This is a genomic window from Streptomyces sp. PCS3-D2 (assembly GCF_000612545.2).
In the GTDB taxonomy this organism is placed as follows: Bacteria; Actinomycetota; Actinomycetes; order Streptomycetales; family Streptomycetaceae; genus Streptomyces.
The window spans coordinates 2,838,773-2,858,451 of record NZ_CP097800.1; the positions used below are offsets into that span (position 1 = coordinate 2,838,773).

General features: G+C 71.3%; 16 protein-coding genes and 1 pseudogene. 8 read left to right on the forward strand and 9 right to left on the reverse strand.

Features of this window, described 5'->3' with window-relative positions:
• Positions 1–84: 84 nt before the first annotated feature.
• On the forward strand, positions 85–270 hold the full coding sequence (locus AW27_RS11865) for a hypothetical protein (RefSeq protein ID WP_030034983.1): 186 nt from the start codon (positions 85–87) through the stop codon (positions 268–270).
• A 133-nt stretch (positions 271–403) separates the two neighbouring features.
• On the opposite strand, the gene AW27_RS11870 is transcribed toward AW27_RS11865, so the two are convergent.
• Positions 404–1,363 carry a LysR family transcriptional regulator gene (locus AW27_RS11870; protein ID WP_037919297.1) on the reverse strand — a complete coding sequence of 320 codons (960 nt, stop codon included), beginning with the start codon at positions 1,361–1,363 and terminating at the stop codon, positions 404–406.
• Between the two features lie 106 nt (positions 1,364–1,469).
• On the opposite strand from AW27_RS11870, the gene AW27_RS11875 reads away from it, so the two are divergent.
• Complete coding sequence (locus AW27_RS11875) at positions 1,470–1,928, forward strand: nitroreductase/quinone reductase family protein (RefSeq protein ID WP_037919295.1); 459 nt, start codon at positions 1,470–1,472, stop codon at positions 1,926–1,928.
• 237 nt (positions 1,929–2,165) lie between these two features.
• On the opposite strand, the gene AW27_RS11880 is transcribed toward AW27_RS11875, so the two are convergent.
• Positions 2,166–2,378, reverse strand: a complete 213-nt coding sequence (locus tag AW27_RS11880) for a hypothetical protein (RefSeq protein ID WP_157840201.1) — start codon at positions 2,376–2,378, stop codon at positions 2,166–2,168.
• A 358-nt stretch (positions 2,379–2,736) separates the two neighbouring features.
• Here AW27_RS11880 and AW27_RS11885 point away from each other — a divergent pair, with 358 nt between their 5' ends.
• The 3 genes from AW27_RS11885 (at position 2,737) to AW27_RS11895 (ending at position 5,385) form a co-directional block, all read left to right on the forward strand.
• Positions 2,737–3,948 carry a pyridoxal phosphate-dependent aminotransferase gene (locus AW27_RS11885; RefSeq protein WP_037919289.1) on the forward strand — a complete coding sequence of 404 codons (1,212 nt, stop codon included), beginning with the start codon at positions 2,737–2,739 and terminating at the stop codon, positions 3,946–3,948.
• Positions 3,949–4,117: 169 nt separating this feature from the next.
• Entirely contained in the window at positions 4,118–4,510 is a 393-nt protein-coding gene (locus AW27_RS11890; protein WP_037919288.1) for an SCO4983 family protein, read from the forward strand.
• 230 nt (positions 4,511–4,740) lie between these two features.
• Positions 4,741–5,385 carry an RDD family protein gene (locus AW27_RS11895; protein WP_037919285.1) on the forward strand — a complete coding sequence of 215 codons (645 nt, stop codon included), beginning with the start codon at positions 4,741–4,743 and terminating at the stop codon, positions 5,383–5,385.
• 21 nt (positions 5,386–5,406) lie between these two features.
• On the opposite strand, the gene AW27_RS11900 is transcribed toward AW27_RS11895, so the two are convergent.
• Both AW27_RS11900 and AW27_RS11905 read right to left on the reverse strand, forming a co-directional pair.
• Positions 5,407–5,847: a hypothetical protein gene (locus tag AW27_RS11900; RefSeq protein ID WP_157840200.1), complete on the reverse strand. Its 441-nt coding sequence runs from the start codon at positions 5,845–5,847 to the stop codon at positions 5,407–5,409.
• 332 nt (positions 5,848–6,179) lie between these two features.
• Complete coding sequence (locus AW27_RS11905; RefSeq protein ID WP_037919282.1) at positions 6,180–8,015, reverse strand: phosphoenolpyruvate carboxykinase (GTP); 1,836 nt, start codon at positions 8,013–8,015, stop codon at positions 6,180–6,182.
• A 211-nt stretch (positions 8,016–8,226) separates the two neighbouring features.
• Between AW27_RS11905 and trhA the strand changes: the two genes are divergently transcribed.
• Complete coding sequence (gene trhA, locus AW27_RS11910; protein ID WP_236647561.1) at positions 8,227–8,967, forward strand: PAQR family membrane homeostasis protein TrhA; 741 nt, start codon at positions 8,227–8,229, stop codon at positions 8,965–8,967.
• A gap of 147 nt (positions 8,968–9,114) precedes the next feature.
• Here trhA and AW27_RS11915 read toward each other — a convergent pair whose 3' ends face one another.
• Together AW27_RS11915 and AW27_RS11920 are read right to left on the reverse strand one after the other, a co-directional pair.
• Entirely contained in the window at positions 9,115–11,181 is a 2,067-nt protein-coding gene (locus AW27_RS11915) for a thioredoxin domain-containing protein (RefSeq protein ID WP_037919280.1), read from the reverse strand.
• A 115-nt stretch (positions 11,182–11,296) separates the two neighbouring features.
• Positions 11,297–11,524, reverse strand: a complete 228-nt coding sequence (locus AW27_RS11920) for a DUF7848 domain-containing protein (protein ID WP_172671284.1) — start codon at positions 11,522–11,524, stop codon at positions 11,297–11,299.
• A 275-nt stretch (positions 11,525–11,799) separates the two neighbouring features.
• Here AW27_RS11920 and AW27_RS11925 point away from each other — a divergent pair, with 275 nt between their 5' ends.
• Complete coding sequence (locus tag AW27_RS11925; protein WP_037919960.1) at positions 11,800–12,444, forward strand: TetR/AcrR family transcriptional regulator; 645 nt, start codon at positions 11,800–11,802, stop codon at positions 12,442–12,444.
• Positions 12,441–13,661: an FAD-dependent oxidoreductase gene (locus AW27_RS11930; RefSeq protein WP_052030293.1), complete on the forward strand. Its 1,221-nt coding sequence runs from the start codon at positions 12,441–12,443 to the stop codon at positions 13,659–13,661. Before AW27_RS11925 ends, AW27_RS11930 begins: the two co-directional genes overlap by 4 nt.
• 379 nt (positions 13,662–14,040) lie before the next feature.
• On the opposite strand, the pseudogene AW27_RS11935 reads toward AW27_RS11930, so the two are convergent.
• From AW27_RS11935 to AW27_RS11945, 3 genes and pseudogenes are all read right to left on the reverse strand, one after another.
• Positions 14,041–16,069: pseudogene (locus AW27_RS11935) on the reverse strand (HelD family protein).
• A gap of 37 nt (positions 16,070–16,106) precedes the next feature.
• Complete coding sequence (locus AW27_RS11940; protein ID WP_236647559.1) at positions 16,107–17,735, reverse strand: MFS transporter; 1,629 nt, start codon at positions 17,733–17,735, stop codon at positions 16,107–16,109.
• A complete protein-coding gene (locus AW27_RS11945; RefSeq protein ID WP_037919274.1) occupies positions 17,639–19,348 on the reverse strand; it encodes an alpha/beta fold hydrolase in 1,710 nt (569 codons plus the stop codon). The genes AW27_RS11940 and AW27_RS11945 overlap by 97 nt, the downstream gene beginning before the upstream one ends.
• Between the last annotated feature and the right edge of the window lie 331 nt (positions 19,349–19,679).

Sequence of the window (19,679 nt, forward strand, 5' to 3'; positions counted from 1 at the left end):
TGCCCGCGGCCCCGTGGCGGCCGACGTGCGTTCATGGGGCGGCGGCCGGACCATGGGGCCAAGGGAAAACGTAGGAGGTACGCGATGGTCAGTGAACCCGACGAGCAGCCCACGCGGTCGGACCGGCTCTTCACGGGCGGGGAACGACCGTACGACCCCGAGGACCTCGTGATGGCGACCGGCCACGACCCGACTCCGGAGCGGGTCGAGAAGGCCCGCAAGTTGATCGAGAAGGAGGGCCCGCAGGTCATCGAGCGCTACCTGCCGTAGCCGACCGGGGCTGCCCCGCCGCCCCCGGCCCGGCCGGGGGCGGTGCTCTCGGCCCCGTCGGAGGGTGGAGCGCGGGACGCACTGCCCGCGGGCCGGGCGGCGGCGCCGCACTCGACCACCGACGGCCGAGCGGCTACGCGGCGGGCGACGGCGCGGCGGCCCGCAGGTCCGACCCCCCGGCCGCCCTCGCCAGTGCCTCCGCATGGGCGGCCCGCGCATGGCCCAGCACACCGGCGGCCCGCGCGGCGGCCCGCGCGGCGGGATGCCAGCCCAGCACGTGCCGCCACACCAGCGGCATCCCGGCCAGCGGCCGCGTGACCACCCCCGGGGTGGCCGGGAATGTGGCCCGGCACAGCCCGACGGCCCGCCCCACCTGCACCAGGTGCACGCAGGAGGCGGTGTCGGTCTCGTAGACACAGGCGGGTGTGAATCCCGCCCGTACGCAGGCCGCCGCGAAGCAGTCCCCGAAGCACCCGTCGCCGGGGACGTCCGTCCATGCCTCGGGGGCCAGCTCGGCCAGCTCCACCTCGTCGCGCGGAGCCCGGGCCAGGGCCAGCGGGTGGTCCGCGGCCAGCATCACGTGCACCGGGTCCCGGGCCACCTCCATCCAGGCGAGCCGGCCCGGCTCGGGCGGCGCGCTCTCCCCGCAGACCCCGACGAGCGCGAAGTCCAGGCGCCCGTCCGCGACACCCCCGGCGACCTCCTTCTCCGACCAGGAGGTGTAGGTCGTCACCGGCACACCCGGCTCCTCGCGCGCGAGCCGGTCCACGAGCCCGCCGAGCAGTGGGCCGTGCGTCCCGCCCAGGCGGTAGCCCTGCGCCCCCTGCCGGGCGAACCGCTGCGCCTCCTCCTGGAGTTCGCACACCGCGGGCAACAGCACCCGCGCCCGCTCCAGCACCAGCTGCCCGAGCGCGGTGGGCCGGACGCCCTCCCGCCCGCGTACGAACAGCGTGCCGCCCAGCGCCCGCTCGACCCGCTTCAGCTGCGCGCTGAGCGCCGGCTGCGCCAGACCGAGCGCGGTGGCGGCCCGGGTCAGGCTCCCGGCGTCGGCGACGGCCCTGACGATCTTGAGATGCCTCAGCTCCAGATCCATACGAAGAGCTTGGTCCAGACCTGTGGGGGTGCGCCATGGGTCGTACGCATCCAGAATCGTTCATGCTCGTTAGCCGCCAGAGGGCCACAACCCTAAGGACAGGCACATGCACACACTCGAAGTCGACTGGGACCATCCCACGGACCCGCGACCCGGCCCGCGCCTCGACCACGTCCGGGCCTACGTCAGTACCGCGGGCGCCGACGGGCACCTCTGGCACGGAGTCCCCACCCTGCTGCTCACCACGCTCGACCGCACCTCGGGCACCACGGCACGCACCCCGTTGGTCTATGGCGAGGACGCGGGCCGCTTCCTCGTCGTGGCCTCCGCCGACGGCGCGCCGTACCACCCCCGCTGGTACCACGACCTCACTACCCACCCGGAGGCCCGCCTCCAGGTCGGCGCCGCCTCCTTCGAGGCGACGGCGCACACGGCCACCGCGACGGAACGGGAGGTCTACTGGGAGATGATGACCGCCCTCTGGCCCCCCTTCGAGGACGAACAGGCGGCAGCCCGCCCCCGCGAGATCCCCCTGGTGATCCTGGAACGCCTCCCCGGCCATTGACGGACGCCCCGGCGGGCCTTCGCCCCGCACCTCGCCCCACGCCGACCGCCCCGGGGCGGTCGGCGTGGGGCGCCTCCCCGGGGGCCGCCGCGGGAGCCCTCGCGGTGGGTGCAGGCGGTCACCGCCACGGCGCGCACACAGCACCCCCGATGACCAGCGGCTCGACGCGCGCCCAGCTGCCGCCGCCGCGCTCCGGCCCCGCCCCGAGGCGTGTGGGCAGCCGCCGGCCCGTACCCGTCAGAGGTACTCCCGCGCGAACTCCACCGCCCACTCCACCGCGGCCACCGGGACGCTGCCCGCTCCGGGATCGATGGCCAGGCGGGCGCCCTCCCAGCCCCGGCCGTGCTCACGGAAGATCGCGAAGCGCCCTTCCTCCAGAGCCCCCTCGGACCTGACCAGGAACTCGATGGCCCGGTCGTCGCCGTCCGCACCGATCGCGGTAATCGCCATGTCACCCACTACGAACTCCACTGCCCCGTACTCCCCGATCGCCGCCGTCCAGGCGCCACTCGCCGCACTGCGCGCGTCCAGCCTCCCCCGCGGGTCCGACGGCCGCATGAGCGCGCGTACTCAGCCCGGGTACTCAGTCCCGCCACTCCCCCGACCCCCGCAAGGTGACGAGGGCAACACGTCCCCCTCCCCCGGAGACCGTCTCACCCATTCCGCAGGTCGGAGCACGGCCGTGGCCCCCGATTCCAAGGGAAGAGCGCACCCCCACCCACCCATCCCACGAATCATGACAAAACGACCTTCAACTTCAGAGCGAAAAGGCAGGTCGAGCCCGCACCCCGGCCCGTAAGCTCCCGTCATGCAGGTGATCCAGTCAACCAAACTCGCCAATGTCTGCTACGAGATCCGCGGCCCCGTGCTCGAAGAGGCCATGCGGCTCGAAGCAGCAGGTCATCGCATCCTCAAGCTCAACACCGGCAACCCCGCGGCCTTCGGCTTCGAGTGCCCGCCGGAGATCCTTGAGGACATGCTCCGCAACCTGGGCTCCGCCCACGGCTACGGTGACGCGAAGGGCCTGCTGTCCGCGCGCCGCGCGGTCATGCAGCACTACCAGACCAAGGGCATCGACCTGGACGTCGAGGACATCTACCTCGGCAACGGCGTCTCCGAGCTGATCACGATGTCGATGCAGGCGCTGCTCGACGACGGCGACGAGGTACTGGTCCCGGCGCCGGACTACCCGCTGTGGACAGCTTCCGTCGCCCTGGCCGGCGGCACGGCCGTGCACTACCGCTGCGACGAGCAGTCCGACTGGATGCCGGACCTCGCCGACATCGAGCGCAAGGTCACCGACCGCACCAAGGCGATCGTGATCATCAACCCGAACAACCCGACCGGCGCCGTCTACGACGAGGAGATGCTGCGCGGGCTGACGGACATCGCGCGCCGCCACAACCTCGTCGTCTGCTCGGACGAGATCTACGACCGGATCCTGTACGACGGCGCCCAGCACTTCAACACGGCCGCCATCGCCCCGGACGTCCTGACGCTGACCTTCAACGGCCTGTCCAAGAACTACCGGGTCGCGGGCTACCGGGCCGGCTGGATGGCGGTGTGCGGTCCGAAGAAGCACGCCACCTGCTACATCGAGGGCCTCACGATCCTCGCGAACATGCGCCTGTGCGCGAACATGCCCTCGCAGTACGCGGTGGCCACCGCGCTCGGAGGGCGCCAGTCCATCGAGGACCTGGTCCTGCCCGGCGGGCGGATCCTGGAACAGCGCAACGTCGCCCACGACCTGCTCACCCAGATCCCGGGCGTCACCTGCGTGAAGCCGAAGGGCGCGCTGTACGCCTTCCCGAAGCTGGACCCGAACGTCTACAAGATCAAGGACGACCGGCAGATGGTCCTGGACCTGCTGCGCGCCGAGAAGATCATGGTCGTGCACGGGACGGGCTTCAACTGGCCCGAGCCCGACCACTTCCGCATCGTGACCCTGCCCAACGCCAAGGACCTGGCCGACGCCGTGACCCGGATCGGGAACTTCCTGGACGGCTACGGTCAGCTCTGAACGGGCGCCCGACTCCGACTCCGACTCCGACTCCGACTCCGACTCCGGCCCCGGACCGGGCGTCGGAGCGGGCACCGGACCGGGCGCGGCTGAACATCAACAGGATCCAGCTCAACTTTAGAACCAATCCAATGTAGGATGGTCTCCTGACCACGCAGGAGGCCTCCTCATGTACGAGCCGATCCGCACGAAGCCGGTCGTCCAGCTCATGGGCGGCACCACGGTCGACTACCCCCACAGCAGCCGCGGCGAAGCCCTGGACATCCAGCTCGCCGGTCACCTCGCCGCCCTCCTCGCCGTCACCGACGAGCTGGGGCTGGACGAGGCCGCCGACGAGATCGCCGCCCAGGTGACCCGGCTGCGCGGGGCCCAGCCCACCCGGGCGTCCCAGGGCCCCGCGGGGGACGCCGCCGCACTGCACCGGCGCGCGCACGACCTCGCCGCCCGCGCGCTCCTCGTCGCCGCGTCCCGGGCCGACACCACCGTCGCGATCCTCGCCGCCGAACGCATGGACGCGCACGCCGCCGCCCTGGAGTCCAAGGACCTGGCCGGCGCCCTCTAGACGGCCCCGGTCCGGGGCCGCGGAGGCTCCGGACCGGGCGCCATGAGCCCGCGGACGGCCCTTGCGACGCCCGCCCGCGGCTCCTCGCGCGGCCAATGAATTGGACAGATCCCCGCGCTCCGAACACGATGTTGGCTGAAACATCGCGGCAGCAGGGGGGAGGCCGCTCATACGAACCATCTCCTCCACTCCGCTTCGTCCCCGATCGAGCACCTTGGAGAGATGCGCCCATGAGCTTCGGCGATCCGAACAACCCCTACGGTCAGCAGCCCCCGCAGGGCGGCCAGCCCGGCTACGGCCAGCAGGCCCCCCAGGGCGTCCCCCCGCAGTACGGCTACCCGCAGCAGCCCGCCCCGGGCGCCGCCCCGCAGTACGGCTACCCGCAGCAGACCCCGCCGCCGGCGCAGTACGGCGCGTACCCGCCGCCGGGGATGCCCGGCGGGATGCCGCCGCTGGCGCACTGGGGTCTGCGCTTCGGCGCGTACCTGCTCGACGCCCTGATCATCGCGGGCCCGATGTACCTGCTCACCGGCATCGGCACGGCGCTGTCCGGCGACGAGACGGGCGCCACCGTCGGCGGCATACTGGGCCTCCTCGGCCTCCTGTACACCCTCGGTATGGCCATCTTCCAGCTCTACAAGGAAGGCACCACCGGCCAGAGCATCGGCAAGAAGATCGTCGGCATCAGCCTGCACCGCGAGGCCGACGGTGCCACGCTCGGCTTCGGCATGGCCTTCGTCCGCAAGCTGGCGCACTTCCTGGACAGCATCACCTGCTACCTCGGCTGGCTGTGGCCGCTGTGGGACGAGAAGAAGCAGACCTTCGCCGACAAGGTGTGCAGCACCGTCGTCGTCACGGTGAACAAGAACGGCTGATCGGGGCGCCCGCCCCACCGGCTACGGAAGCCCCGGTGTCGGGCTCGCCGGCGTGAACTCCGCGCCGGCGACCCCGCACCAGGGCACCGTCGCCACCGGCCACACCGGGCCGACCGCCTCGCCGTACTCGGTCGCGCCCGGAGCCACGCCCGGGACCCTCACCAACGCCTGGGCGGCCCGCCGTCCGGGATCCGCTTCGGCCCGGTCGCGGAACTCCACCGTCACGACGTACGCGCCGACGCCCTCGGCCCGCCCCGTCGCCTCCACCGCGGCCGTCACCCGCCGGCTTGTCGGATCGATGCTGCAACCGGTGACCCGTACGTCCCGGACAGCCGCACGCGGCGGCTCCTCCCGCGGTTCACCCCCGCTCGCCCACACGTACAGGCCCAGCGGGGCGAACACCAGCAGCCCGGCGATCGTCACCAGGCCGACCAGCCAGCCCTGCCACTTCAACGTGCTCACGCCCATGCCCCGATCCTTCCGGGCGGCCGCCCCGGCCACCAGCACCCGCGAACTCACACAGCATTTCGAAGCGGGCTTGCCGGCACACCTGATGCTCGCGCAACAGGGCACGACGCACGACGGCGGGCCTCCACGAGGTGGAGGCCCGCCGTCGGCAGACGCACACGCCCCGTCCGATCAGGAGCGCGGACGCTCCTGACCGGACGGGGCGGTGCTGCGGTGGGCGCCGCTTGGTCGGGGGCTCCCACAGCGGTGGGACGCCGCTTGGTCGGGGGCTCCCACGTTCATCGGCCCTTCTGCAGGGCGTGCCCTTCCTCAGGGCGTGTCCCGGCTCAGCCCAGGCGCTCCACGAGGGCGTGGTACTGGTCCCACAGCTCCTTGGGAGTGTGGTCGCCGTAGGTGTTGAGGTGCTCGGGAACCAGGGCGGCCTCCTCGCGCCAGACCTCCTTGTCGACGGTGAGGAGGAAGTCGAGGTCCTCGGCCGGGAGGTCCAGGCCGTCGAGGTCGAGGGAGCCCTTGGTCGGCAGGATGCCGATGGGGGTCTCCACGCCTTCGGCGGTGCCGTCGAGGCGGCCGACGATCCACTTCAGGACGCGGCTGTTCTCGCCGAATCCGGGCCAGACGAACTTGCCCGCGTCGTTCTTGCGGAACCAGTTCACGTAGTAGATCTTCGGGAGCTTGGCGGCGTCCGCGGAGGCACCGACCTTGACCCAGTGGGCCATGTAGTCGCCCATGTTGTAGCCGCAGAACGGCAGCATGGCGAAGGGGTCGCGGCGCAGCTCGCCGACCTTGCCCTCGGCGGCGGCGGTCTTCTCGGAGGCGATGTTCGAGCCGATGAAGACGCCGTGGTTCCAGTCGAAGGACTCGGTGACCAGCGGCACGGCGGACGCGCGGCGTCCGCCGAAGAGGATCGCGGAGATCGGGACGCCCTTGGGGTCCTCCCATTCGGCAGCGATCGTCGGGCACTGGGAGGCCGGGACGGCGAAGCGGGCGTTGGGGTGGGCGGCCGGGGTCTCGGACTCCGGGGTCCAGTCGTTGCCCTTCCAGTCGATCAGGTGGGCGGGCGCCTTCTCGGTCATGCCCTCCCACCAGACGTCGCCGTCGTCGGTGAGCGCGACGTTGGTGAAGACGGTGTTGGCGTACATGGTCTTCATGGCGTTGGCGTTGGTGTGCTCGCCGGTGCCGGGGGCCACGCCGAAGAAGCCGGCCTCGGGGTTGATCGCGTAGAGGCGGCCGTCCTCGCCGAAGCGCATCCAGGCGATGTCGTCACCGACGGTCTCGACGGTCCAGCCGGGGATCGTGGGCTCCAGCATGGCGAGGTTCGTCTTGCCGCAGGCGGACGGGAAGGCGGCGGCGATGTACTTCGTCTCGCCCTCGCCGGCCGGCGGGGTGAGCTTGAGGATCAGCATGTGCTCGGCGAGCCAGCCCTCGTCGCGGGCCATGACGGACGCGATGCGCAGGGCGTAGCACTTCTTGCCGAGCAGGGCGTTGCCGCCGTAGCCGGATCCGTAGGACCAGATCTCGCGGGTCTCGGGGAAGTGCGAGATGTACTTGGTGGTGTTGCACGGCCACGGCACGTCGGCCTCGCCTTCGGCGAGCGGAGCGCCGAGGGTGTGGACGGCCTTGACGAAGAACCCGTCGGTGCCCAGCTCGTCCAGGACGGGCTTGCCCATGCGGGTCATGGTGCGCATGGCGACCGCGACGTAGGCGGAGTCGGTGATCTCGACGCCGATCGCGGAGAGCTCGGAGCCGAGGGGGCCCATGCAGAAGGGGACGACGTACATCGTCCGGCCCTTCATGGAGCCGCGGAAGATGCCCTTGTCTCCCGCGAAGATCTCCTTCATCTCCGCCGGGGCCTTCCAGTGGTTGGTCGGGCCCGCGTCCTCCTCCTTCTCGGAGCAGATGTAGGTCCGGTCCTCGACACGCGCGACGTCGGAGGGGTCGGAGGCGGCGTAGTAGGAGTTCGGGCGCTTCGTCTCGTCGAGCTTCTTGAACGTTCCCTTGGCGACGAGCTCCTCGCACAGGCGCTCGTACTCGCCCTCGGAGCCGTCGCACCAGACGACGCGGTCCGGCTCGGTGAGGGCTGCGATCTCGTCCACCCAGGAGATCAGCTCTGTGTGCTTGGTGGGAAGAGTCGAACTGGTGGGAGCCGCGTTGTCGCGCGCCACGATTGCTCCTTGTTGAGGGGTTTGTTTGGTGTAGGCCCCGTGGGGGCTGCGACCCGGACGCTTCGCGCTCCGCTCATCCGGTGTCGACCGCACTCATCTGATCATCCGGTGGATGTGCGCATATGTCCAGAGGGCCTCTCACGTGAGCATTGCCACGTCCGTCAATCTTCCGTAAAGAGGATGAGCAGCTACCTACGGACCCGTAGGTAGCATGGCGCGCATGACTTCTGACGCCGCCGCCGTCCCCGCCGCCGAGGCCGCAGCGGTCTCCGGGGCCTCCCCGGTCACCGAGGCCGTGGAGGCCGTGGAGTCCGCCATCGAGGCCAAGCCGCTCCTGCGCGGCTGGCTCCATCTCGGGATGTTCCCCGCCGTGATCGTCGCCGGCCTGGCGCTGATGGCCTTCACCGACTCGACCCGCGCCCGCGTCGCCTGCGGCGTCTACATCCTCACCGCATGCCTGCTGTTCGGTGTGAGCGCGGTCTACCACCGCGGGACGTGGGGTCCGCGCGGCGAGGCCATCCTGCGCCGGCTCGACCACGCCAACATCTTCCTGATCATCGCGGGCACCTACACCCCGCTGACCGTCCTGCTGCTCCCGCCCTCCACCGGCCGGACCCTGCTGTGGGCGGTGTGGATCGCGGCCGCCGCGGGCATCGCCTTCCGCGTCTTCTGGGTCGGTGCGCCGCGCTGGCTCTACACCCCCTGCTACATCGCCATGGGCTGGGCCGCCGTCTTCTTCCTGCCCGACTTCATGCGTGCCGGGGGCATCGCCGTGCTGGTCCTGGTGATCGTCGGCGGCCTCCTCTACAGCGTCGGCGGGGTCATCTACGGAATGAAGCGGCCCAACCCCTCGCCCCGCTTCTTCGGCTTCCACGAGGTCTTCCACTCCCTGACCCTCGCGGCCTTCGTCGCCCACTACGTCGGCATCTCGCTCGCCGCGTACCAGCACTGAGCCCGCCGGGAGGGGCCCGGAACGAGGGGCCCGGCCGCGACGCGCGGCCGGGCCCCTCGCCCATCACCTCCCGGACACCGCCCGGCGGCGCCGTCCGACCGGCCCGCCCGCCCACCCGCCGGCGGATCCGACGGCGCTCCGGGCACTTCAGCCGCCGGCGGCGCCCATCTGCGCGGCGAGCTCAGCCGGGTCCGTCACAGGCCGCGCACAGACGAAGTGCCGGCACACGTACGCCGTCGGAAGGTCGTCCACGAGCCCGCGCCCGGCCAGGAGCGGGAACTCCCCCTCTCCTCCCTCCGCGGACTGCGGCAGACCCACCGCCACCACCGCACCGGGAGCCGTCCCCAGCAGCGCCGCCCGGTGCAGGGCGGCCCGCGCCGGATCCTCCGGATGCCCGACGACGGCCACCTCGCGCGGCCCGTCCAGGAGGGCCTCCGCCACCGAGAGCCCGTGCCCGATAAAACGCGGCACGCGCGGGCCCAGGGCCTGCACCACACCGAGTGCCCGCTCCGCCGCCGTGCGGTGCGCCTCCGAACCGGTGTGCGCCGCGTACGAGAGCAACGCGCCCGCGGCGGCCGTCCAGCCGGACGGCGCGGCCGTGTCCGTCGGGTCCTGCGGCCGGCGAATCAGCTTCTCCGCGTCGTGCGCCGTGTCGTACAGCGACCCGTCCTCGGCGGTGAACCGGTCCAGGACCAGGTCCAGCAGGAACCCGGCGAACTCCAGCCAGACCCCTTCGCCGGTCACCGCCGCCAGGGCGAGGAAGCCCTCGGCGACGTCGCCGTAGTCCTCCAGCACTCCCGCGTTGGCGCCCACACGCCCGTCCTTGCTGGTCCGCGCGAGCCGAGGGGCCCGGCCGACGGCCGCGTCGAAGTGGACGCGCACCAGCAGATCGGCCGCCTCGGTCGCCCGCTCCACCAGGTCGGGCCGCTCGAAGTACGCCCCGCACTCCGCCAGCGCCGCAATGGCCAGGCCGTTCCACGCGGCCACGACCTTGTCGTCCCGCCCGGGCACGGGCCGCTCGGCCCGCGCGGCCAGCAGCCGCGCCCGGATCCCGTCGATCCGCTCCGCGTCCACCGCAGGGCCGTCCTGCGGCAGCCGGAGCACGGACGTGCCGTGCTCGAACGTCCCCTCCTCGGTCACCCCGAAGTACCCGGCGGCGAGCGCCCCGTCGTCCTCCCCGAGCACCTCCCGCAACTGGGCCGGCGTCCACGCGTAGTAGGCCCCCTCCCCGTGCGCGCCGGTCAGCGGGTCCTCACTGTCGGCGTCGAGGGCGGAGGCGAAACCGCCCTGTGCGGTGCGCAGCTCCCGGACCATGAAGTCGGCGGTCTCCAGGGCGATCCGCCGCGCGAGCTCCGAACCGGTGGCCCGCCACAGGTGGGCGTAGACCCGACAGAGCAGGGCGTTGTCGTAGAGCATCTTCTCGAAGTGCGGGACCACCCAGTCCCGGTCCACCGAGTAGCGCGCGAACCCGCCGCCGAGCTGGTCGTAGATCCCGCCGCGGGCCATCGCCTCACAGGTGTCGACGGCCATCTGCAGGGCGCCCTCGGACCCGGTGCGCGCATGGTGGCGCAGCAGGAACTCCAGCACCATGGACGGCGGGAACTTCGGCGCCCCGCCGAACCCGCCGCGCGCGGCGTCGTACTCGCGCGTCAGCCCGAGCAGCGCCTGCGCCAGCTCCTCGGGCCCCGGGGTCCCGGCCTTCCCGTAGTCCAGCTGCCGCCCGGCCAGATCCCGCACGATCTTCTGCGCGACCTCGGCGACCTCCTCGGGGCGCCCCACCCAGGCCGCCCGCACGCCTTCGAGCACCTGCCGGAAGGAGGGCATCCCGTGCCGCGGCTCGGGCGGGAAGTAGGTCCCGAAGTAGAACGGCTCCCCGTCGGGGTTCATGAACACGGACATCGGCCAGCCCCCCTGCCCGGTGGCGGCTTGCACGGCCTCCATGTACACCGCGTCCACGTCCGGCCGCTCCTCGCGGTCCACCTTGACGGACACGAAATGCTCGTTCATGTACGCGGCGGTGTCGTCGTCCTCGAAGGACTCGTGAGCCATGACATGGCACCAGTGACAGGCGCTGTAGCCGACGCTCAGGAACACGGGGACATCGCGCCGCCGGGCTTCCTCGAACGCGTCGGTCTCCCATGGCCACCAGTCAACGGGGTTGTCCGCGTGCTGGAGGAGGTACGGAGACGTGGCCTGCGCAAGTCGGTTCGGCATACCCCCATCCTTGCGGACGCGATGCCGCCCCGCCCATGCGCCACGGGGCAGCGCACGAACGGGGCCAGGCCGAACCGCTGAACTGTCTGCTCGCCGTCGCCCAGCGGGCCGGGCTCTACTCGGCGCGGGTCACGCGTGCATGGTCAATGTACTCCCGGCGGAACACGTCGTGACCGGTCCGGCCGGTATGTCTTAGCGCCCAGTCCTGAGCGTCGTTCGGGTCGCCCTGGGGGCCGGAGTCATCACCGCACCCCACGGTCAGGCAGAAGAGCTGTGCGGTGATCCCGCCGTCTGGCACGTGCCTGATGGTGTGGTCCACGTAGCGCATGACTGTACGGGGCATCAGTGTCCCTCCGGATGCCGGCGAAGGTAGACGTTGCAGTCGGACACAGTCGTCATGTCACCGCCAGTGCGGGCCCACTCCCGGACCTTGGCAGGCTCCGCGCACCCAGCGCACCCCGGCACGGGGGCAGGGTCCGGGTCCGGTGCGCGCAACGGCTCCACTCCTCCGCCACCGGATCCCCGGCGGATCACACCCCCGCCACCACCGGCTACGGAACAGACCCCGCCCCGGCACCCCCTTGCCCGCGGACTGAACGATTGTTTAGAATGCTGAACATGCGTTCAATCATGAGAGACGGCAACGACCGGACGAGCCGCGCCGTCATGCGCGACGAGGCTCTCCGACTCTTCGCGAAGTCCGGGCCCGATGCGGTGTCCGTACGGCAGATCGCGCAGGCCGCCGGCGTGTCACCGGGGCTCGTACTGCACCACTTCGGCTCGAAGGACGGGCTGCGGCAGGACGTCGACCGGCATGTGGTCGCCGTCTTCGAGGCGGTGCTCGGCGAGGTCTCGACGCACGGTCCCGAGGGCCCCGAGCAGGCCGGGGGGCAGGCGCATTCCCTCGGGGCCGCCGTACTGCGTCATCTGCCCGAGGATTCGCCGGTCCCCGCCTACCTGGGGCGGCTGCTGATGTCGGGCTCCGAAGCCGGCCGGACCCTTTTCCGCCGGCTCTTCGAGCTCAGCCTGCGGACCCTGGAGGAGATGGAGCGGGCCGGTCAGGCCGCACGCGGCCGCGATCCGCAGGTGCGGGCCGCGTTCCTGCTCGTCAACGACCTCGCGCTGCTCCTCCTGCGACCGCGGCTGACCGAGGTCCTGGGGACCGACCCACTGTCCGCCGCGGGCCTCGAACGCTGGGCGCCGGAAGTACTGGCCGTCTACGGCGGAGGACTGACCGCCGAGGGAACAGGTGATACGGCATGAAAGCAGTGATCTGCGGGGCGGGGATCACAGGGCTCGCCCTGGCACGTCGACTGGACGCGCTGGGCTGGAACGTCGTGGTGCTGGAGAAGGCCCCCGGCCCCCGGACCCAGGGGTACATGGTCGACTTCTTCGGCCCGGGGTACGACGCGATGGAGGCCATGGGGCTCCTTCCACGGCTGACGGAGCTGGCCTACCGCATCGACGAGGCGAGCTTCGTCGACGAGCACGGGCGTCGTCGCGCGGGCCTGGACTACACCCAGTTCTCGCGCGCGCTCGGCGGGCGGCTGATGAGCATCATGCGACCCGACCTGGAGCTGGCGCTGCGCGAGACGCTCCCTCCAGGCGTGGACCTGCGCTTCGGCACCGGCCCCGCGAGCATCGAGGAGGCGCCCGACGAGGTGCGCGTGACCCTGGTCGACGGCAGCGTCGAACGGGCCGACCTGCTGGTCGGCGCCGACGGCGTCCACTCCACCGTGCGCGGGCTGGTCTTCGGCGGCGAGGCGTCCTTCCTGAAGTACCGGGGGTTCCACACGGCCGCCTACGTCTTCGACGACCCGGACGTCTTCGAGCAGGTGCGGGGCCGGCTCTGCCTGACCGACACGGTCGATCGCCAGATGGGGCTCTACGGCCTGCGCGACGGGCGGGTCGCCGCCTTCGGCGTGCACCGGTCCGAGAGCGGAGACGTTCCACGCGACACCCGGGAAGCCGTACGCCAGGCCTACGACGGGCTCGGCTGGGTCGTCCCGCGCGCCTTGCGCAAGTGCCCTCCGTCCAGCGAGGTGTACTACGACCAGGTGGCGCAGATCGTGATGGACCGTTGGAGCAGGGGGCGCACGGTGCTGGTCGGAGACGCCGCCTACGCCGTGTCCCTGCTCGCGGGCCAGGGAGCCTCGCTCGGGGTCGCCGGAGCGTACGTGCTGGCCGAAGAACTCGGCCGGGCCTCGACCGTGGCGGCCGGGCTGGCCGCATACGAGCAGCGCTGGCGCCCTGTGACCCTGGACAAGCAGGAGGCGGGCAGGGCGGCGGCCGAGTGGTTCCTCCCCGCGTCGCCGTCGCGCCTGCGCGCCAGGCGGGCGGCCATGCGACTGTCCGGACTGCCCGGAGTGGGGCGGCTCGTGGCCCGGTCGCTCTCCGGAAAACCGGCCGTCCTGGCCCGTGAGACCACGAGCGGCCGCTACTCCGGTCCGGTTTCACGATCCCATGACGGCCCTGGCTGAGACGTCGCCCCATATGGAGAGCCTGCGGTGACAGATGAGGGTGTGCTGCAACGGCATGCGAAGTTTCCCAAGAGCCGACCGGCTCAAGCCTGTCCGCGCCGCACAAGGAGCCGCGTGTCGCCTGGTGCCAGGGGCCAGGGGCTGTTGCGCACCATACGACACCGAAGCGCGAACCGATGAAGGTCGACTACTCAGACGATGAGCCAGGTGGTGCGGTCAGCGCGCGTCAGCCTCGGGCCGGGGCAGCTCGTCAAGGTCGAGGATGTAAGTCCGCCCGTCGGCCAGCTCGATGGGCAACTTGCCCGAGCCGTACTTGTGGGTGTGCGCCGCGATGCAGCCGGAGCCCGAGAAGTGAAACGCGTCGGCGGGCGCCGAGCCGTCAGGCGGGCCGGACGGTGACGGTGCAGAGGCGCTTGGTGGCCCGGGTCAGGGCCACGTACAGGTCCCTTTCCCCACCGGGGCGGTTCGTGATGATTTCCTCGGGGTTCATGACGACGACCCCGTCGAACTCCAGGCCGCGTGCTTCGGACGCCGGCACGATGCGTGCGTGGCGGGCGACGCCCCGGGCCGTCAGCTCGTCCACCCTGGTGTCCGCGCAGACCACTCCCAGGAGCTCCCCCCGGTGGGCGGCGCTCTGGGCACGTAGTTCCTCGACGACGGCGGTGACCAACCCGTCGGGTTCCGTGGTCACGGTGCGGGGGCTTTCACCGCTTCGCAGTGAGCGTGTGGGCTTCTGGTCCGGATCGATCCGCGTCAGCAGGTCCCGGACGCTCTCCAGGATCTCCTGCGTCGTGCGGTAACTGACAGTCAGGTTGTGCAGTTTGAACCGCGGTCCGACGTGGGGGGCCCAGTGCTTCCTTCCAGTCCCGTGCCGTCGCGACCGGGCCCGCCTGGGCGAAGTCGCCCACCAGCGTCATCGCCCTCGACGGGCAGCGGCGGACGATCATCCGCCACTGCATGGCGGTCAGTTCCTGCGCCTCGTCGACGACGACGTGCCCGTACGTCCGCTCGGGGGGACCGTCGACCAGGCTCGCCGATTCGTCCAGCAACGGCACGTCGGCATCGGTCCACGGGTGGTCCGGGCCGCGCAGCAGCAGGGACCGCTCCTGCGCGCTCAGGCAGGGCAGGCGCTCGGCGAGAGCGTCGGCGTTCGTCAGGAGCTCCTTCACGAGGTCACCGGGTACCAGCCGCGGCCACAGAGCCTCGACGGCTCCGTCGACGCCGGCGTCGTCGAGCAGATCGGCTCGGATGGCGTCCAGGTCCAGCTCGTGGGCCGGCCCCGGGTCGGCCGCACCCTCGACGCGACGCTGGGCGGCACCCGTGAACCGGTCGAGGTTGAGGCCCGTCATTCTTTCGGCATCGGCGTCGATCTGCTCCAGGAGGTCGCCCATGTCTCGTTGCATCGTGTCGGTGACTGCGTCGACCAAGAGCTCCTTGAACACCTGGCGCGCGGGGTTGTGCCCCACCACGGCTGCCACGGCGGCGTCGCGTGCCCTGGCGACTTCCTCGCCGGAGAGGTGAACCGGCTCCTGTCCGACCCGCACGGTGAAACCGCCGGCAGGGGCTTGGTGCACGCGCAGTAGGCCGCCCAGGGCGTCGGCGAGGTCGGAACTTCCCTTGAGGCGCGCCGTGTCGAACGGGCCCACCGTGTCCGTGGACACTCCGGCCAGTTCCCGACAGGTGGCCAGAACGACGTCGTTCTCTCCGAGCGAGGGAAGGACCTGGGAGATGTAGTCGATGAACCGGGGGTTCGGGCCGACCACCAGGACGCCCTCCTCCGCGGCGCGCGGGAACGCGTACAGGACGTAGGCCGCCCGGTGCAGGGCCACCACCGTCTTGCCGGTGCCGGGTCCGCCCTGCACCACGGTCACCCCGCGGTGGGCGGAGCGGACGATCTCGTCCTGCTCGGCCTGCAGCGTCGCGACGGCCGCGTGCATCCTGCCCGTACGCCGTGCCGACAGGGCCTCGGTCAACGGGCCGTCCCCCACGGCGTCTTCGTCGGTCGGGGCGGTCCCGTCCAGCAGTTCGTCACTCACCGAGACGACGGTGCGGTCCTCCAGGCGCAGGTGTCGGCGCCGCCGCAGGTCCATCGGGTGGACCGGTGTCGCCTCGTAGAAGGGCCGTGCCGCGTTCGCGCGCCAGTCCACGAGCAGAGGCAGGTCGTCCTCCTCCGTGTGCAGCCCGATCCGCCCGATGCGCAGGGCCGTACCGTCCGTCCAGTCGATGCGCCCGAAGACCAGCCCCTTCTCGGCTCCCTCCAGCCGGCCGATCTCCTTGGCCAGGCGCTCGGCGGCGAGTTCCCTCTCGTATGCCTCGCGGGCGCTGTCCGCCGGACCCTTCAGCACACTCGCCCGTTGTGCCCGCGCCTCGGAGAGCCGCTCGGTGAGCAGTGTGTACGAGGAGGACACGTAGTCGCGCTCCGATTCGAGCGCGCGGATTGCGGGATCACTGGTTTTCGACAACAGGGGTCTCCCATGACGCGGTGGGTCGTGACGGGGAGGTGCCGGCCTCTTCGTGGTCGGGCTCCGGTGTCGGGGCCTTCTTCCTTCCGGCAGCGGGCAAGGTGATCAGCAGCACAGCCGCTCCGAGGAATGCGATGGCCGCGATCCAGCCCGCGCCGACGTGCATGGCGTGGATGAAGGCGTCGTCGGCGGCCTGAGCGAGAGAGGGCTGGTCGATGGCGGCGGCGACGTGGCGGGCCTGCTCGGCGGAGACCCGTGCTTGATCCTGCACCGGGCCGGATGCGCCCTCCAGCGAGGGTTCGATCGCACGCCGGTACGTGATCGACATGATCGTGCCGCCCACAGCGATCCCGATCACGCTGCCGGTCTGTCGCACGGTGTTGGTGACGGCCGATCCTGCACCGGCCTGTTCCAGCGGCAGGTCGCTGATCAGCGCGGCTGTGACGGGTCCGATCACCATGCCGATCGCCAGGCCCTGTACCAACAGCAGGAGCTCGATCCAGATGAGCGGAGTGTGGAGTCCGAGGAACCCGTACGCGCCCATGGTGAGCGCGGCCACGGTCAACGCCGGCACGGCAACGGGGCGGAGCGGGAGGCTGCGGACCAGGCGCGAGGCGAGGGGCGCCCCCGCGAGCGCGCCGACAGCGGTCGGGATGTTGGCCAGACCCGCCTTCATCGGCGAGAACCCGAGCGCGCCCTGCAGGTAGAACGCGTTGTAGAAGGTAATGGCGGCCACACCGAAGAGCAGCAGTCCGAGCGCCACATTGCCGCCGCCGAACGCGCGTTGCGCGAACAGCCGCGGATCGAAGCTGGGTGCTGTGAGGCGCAGCTCGACGAGCACGAAAACGGCGAGCAGGACCAGGCCGGCGAAGATCGGCGCCCACACGTCGGCGCGACCCCACTCCGCCACCTGCCCCGCTCGGATCAGCCCGTAGGCCAGCGCCACGAGCCCGCTGATCGACAGCAGCATTCCAGCGGGGTCCAGCGGCCGCGGAACGGGACTGCGGAAATTCGGAACCAGCAGGACGAGCCCGACGAACGCCGCCACCGCGACCGGAACATTGATCAGGAAGACCGAGCCCCACCAGAAATGATCGAGCAGGAACCCCGCCAGCACCGGGCCGGCCGCCATTCCGACCCCGGCCGACGTCGAGAAGATGCCGATCGCGGCGGCCCGCGCGGGGCCGGTGAAGGTCCACATCAGGATCGCCATCATGGCGGGCGTGATCAGTGCGCTGCCCACCCCCATCGCGGCTCGGGCCGCGATCAGCTGGCCCGCACCGCTTGCGTAGGCCGCCCAGAGCGAGGACACAGCGAAGACGGCCAACCCGCTGGAGAACACGGTCCGGTGCCCGAACCGGTCGCCCAGGGCACCTGCGGTGAACATCAGCGTGGCGAAGGCCAGGGTGTACGAACCGGTCGCCCATTGCAGCTGACCGGGATCGGCCCCCAGCCCGCGGACCGGGTCCGCAAGGGTCTCCAGCGCAGTACTCAGGACGGTATTTTCGATCCAAATCAGCAGTGAACACAGCATGAGAACGGCAAGAATGAACTGCTGCCGGGACTTCGGTAACGCTGGAGGCGCGGCCATGAACACCTTCGGATATCGCACGGCGGGAAATTGACCGACTGGAATATAAGCAAGCCCCACAACACTGTCAAGCTCCGACTTTCTCGCCGAAAGTCATTGCGATCGAACGCGCCGTATGCCTCTACCGGATTTGCCGAGAGCGAATTTTTACGCCTCTGAGAGATTTGCGGAACGGGCGGTTTCATGCCTCCTGATCTACATGTCGAAGGAGTCGAAGGATGTGGCGTGCGGAGGGTTGCGGCTGTGGGTCTCTCGTGTCCCCGGTGAGCCCGCCGGCCTCCCGGTGCCGTCGAGGGGCGTCGACGGCACCGGGAGGCCAGGGCACCCCCGATATCAGTGGCCGCGGAGCGAATCGAGCCAGCGCCGCAGGTGCGCGGCGGTCTCCGCCGCCCGGTCCTCGATGATCGAGAAGTGATCTGCCTCGATGTACTCGGCCGGTCCGTTGTGTTGCCAGCCGGGGACGGGGCGGCTTCCCCGAAGCCGCTCAGCGTCCCGGTGGCCCGCAGATTCAGCGTCGGCGCGGCGATCGGCTCGGCCTCCCGCTCCGGATAGATCCGTACGTAGCCGCCCATGGCGACCAGGCCGGGGTCGTCGACGGGGGTCAGTGCGTTGTCCCGGGACAGGTTCTGCCCCAACGCGTCGGTGAGCACGAGGCGGTTGAGTTCGTGCTCCTCCGGGGAATAGGTGTCGATCATCGCGACGCCCGCGAGCTCGCAGCCGTCGTCCTCGAGCCGCCGGGCGACCGCATGGGCGATCGCACCGCCGGCCGAATAGCCCACGAGCGCCACCGGGCCTCGCTCAAGTTCCGACGCGACGGACACCGCGAGGCTCTCGATCGCCGCAGCCCATGTCGCCGGCAGGTCGTCGCCCGCGCGCAGACCGGGCAGCCGCAACGCGCTGACCTGCCGCTCGCCGCCCAGTTCGCGGGCCAGGCGGGCGAACTGGTGCGGGCCCGATCCTGCCAGGAACGAGGGGATGCAGACCAGTACCGGTGCCGCGGCGCCGCGCGCCAGGAGCTGCGCGGCCGGGCGCTGTGCGGCGGCCTCGTCGACAGAGTACGTGCTCATCAGGGCCGAGCCGGCGGTCAGCAGGGGCATCGCCCCGGCCAGGTCGCCGCGGCGGTGCGCCGCCGTCACCAGGTCGGTGATCGTGCCGCGCACGCCGGTCGTTGCCTGCTCGACCACGCCGGTGTCGGATTCCTCCATCTGCGAGCGCACCAGTTTCGCCACGTCCGCGGCGGTCGGGTGGTCGAAGATCAGCGTCGAGGGCAACGCCAGCCCGGTCAGCTGTGCCAGCCGGTTGCGGAATTCGACGGCGCCGAGAGAGTCGAAGCCGATCTCGGTGAACGGTGCGTGAGGGTCGATCGCGTCGCCGGACAGGTGTCCGAGGACCGCCGAGGCGACGTTGCGTACCTCACTCAGGACGACAGCGTCGCGCTCGGCGTCGGGCAGGACGGCCAGCTGCCGCGCCAGGCCGACACCGGTACGCGCGGCGGCCGGGGAAACCCGGATCATGCCCCGCAGCACTGCGGGCAGTGTGCCTCCGCGCGCCAGGTCGGTGAGCGCCACCGTGTCCAGCAGTGCCGTGGTCGGTGTCGCCCGACCGGTCGCGAGGGCGCTGTCGAACAGCGCCATCCCCGACTCCGGGTCGATCGGGATCAGGCCCAACCTGGCCCGGATCTGACGGGCGTACTGCTCTGCGCCGTCCCCGCCGAGCGCTCCTGCCGTCTCTGCCCTCGGTCGCAGGGCGATCCGGCACGAGCCCGTCCTGCCGTACGGGTCGGAACACCGTCGCAGGAAGGAGCCCCGGTGAGAGGGTGCGGCGGAACCCGGCCGCCGTTGAGGTGTGTCGGCGCACGGAGAAGGAGACGGCGTCACACGAGGGCGCTGCGAAGGGGAAGCTCTCGTGGCGCCATCCGGCGTCGCGCACACGGGAGTTGGTGGGTTTCGACACACCTGCACGAAG

Bases quoted from the DNA above. Each gene is read 5' to 3' on its own strand.
- AW27_RS11875 (WP_037919295.1), top strand. From the start codon at position 1,470: ATGCACACACTCGAAGTCGACTGGGACCATCCCACGGACCCGCGACCC.
- AW27_RS11920 (WP_172671284.1), bottom strand. From the start codon at position 11,524: ATGCCCCGTACAGTCATGCGCTACGTGGACCACACCATCAGGCACGTG.
- AW27_RS11880 (WP_157840201.1), bottom strand. From the start codon at position 2,378: ATGGCGATTACCGCGATCGGTGCGGACGGCGACGACCGGGCCATCGAG.
- AW27_RS11945 (WP_037919274.1), bottom strand. From the start codon at position 19,348: ATGGCGCTGTTCGACAGCGCCCTCGCGACCGGTCGGGCGACACCGACC.
- AW27_RS11925 (WP_037919960.1), top strand. From the start codon at position 11,800: ATGCGTTCAATCATGAGAGACGGCAACGACCGGACGAGCCGCGCCGTC.
- AW27_RS11930 (WP_052030293.1), top strand. From the start codon at position 12,441: ATGAAAGCAGTGATCTGCGGGGCGGGGATCACAGGGCTCGCCCTGGCA.
- trhA (WP_236647561.1), top strand. From the start codon at position 8,227: ATGGCGCGCATGACTTCTGACGCCGCCGCCGTCCCCGCCGCCGAGGCC.
- AW27_RS11895 (WP_037919285.1), top strand. From the start codon at position 4,741: ATGAGCTTCGGCGATCCGAACAACCCCTACGGTCAGCAGCCCCCGCAG.
- AW27_RS11890 (WP_037919288.1), top strand. From the start codon at position 4,118: ATGTACGAGCCGATCCGCACGAAGCCGGTCGTCCAGCTCATGGGCGGC.
- AW27_RS11865 (WP_030034983.1), top strand. From the start codon at position 85: ATGGTCAGTGAACCCGACGAGCAGCCCACGCGGTCGGACCGGCTCTTC.
- AW27_RS11870 (WP_037919297.1), bottom strand. From the start codon at position 1,363: ATGGATCTGGAGCTGAGGCATCTCAAGATCGTCAGGGCCGTCGCCGAC.
- AW27_RS11915 (WP_037919280.1), bottom strand. From the start codon at position 11,181: ATGCCGAACCGACTTGCGCAGGCCACGTCTCCGTACCTCCTCCAGCAC.
- AW27_RS11885 (WP_037919289.1), top strand. From the start codon at position 2,737: ATGCAGGTGATCCAGTCAACCAAACTCGCCAATGTCTGCTACGAGATC.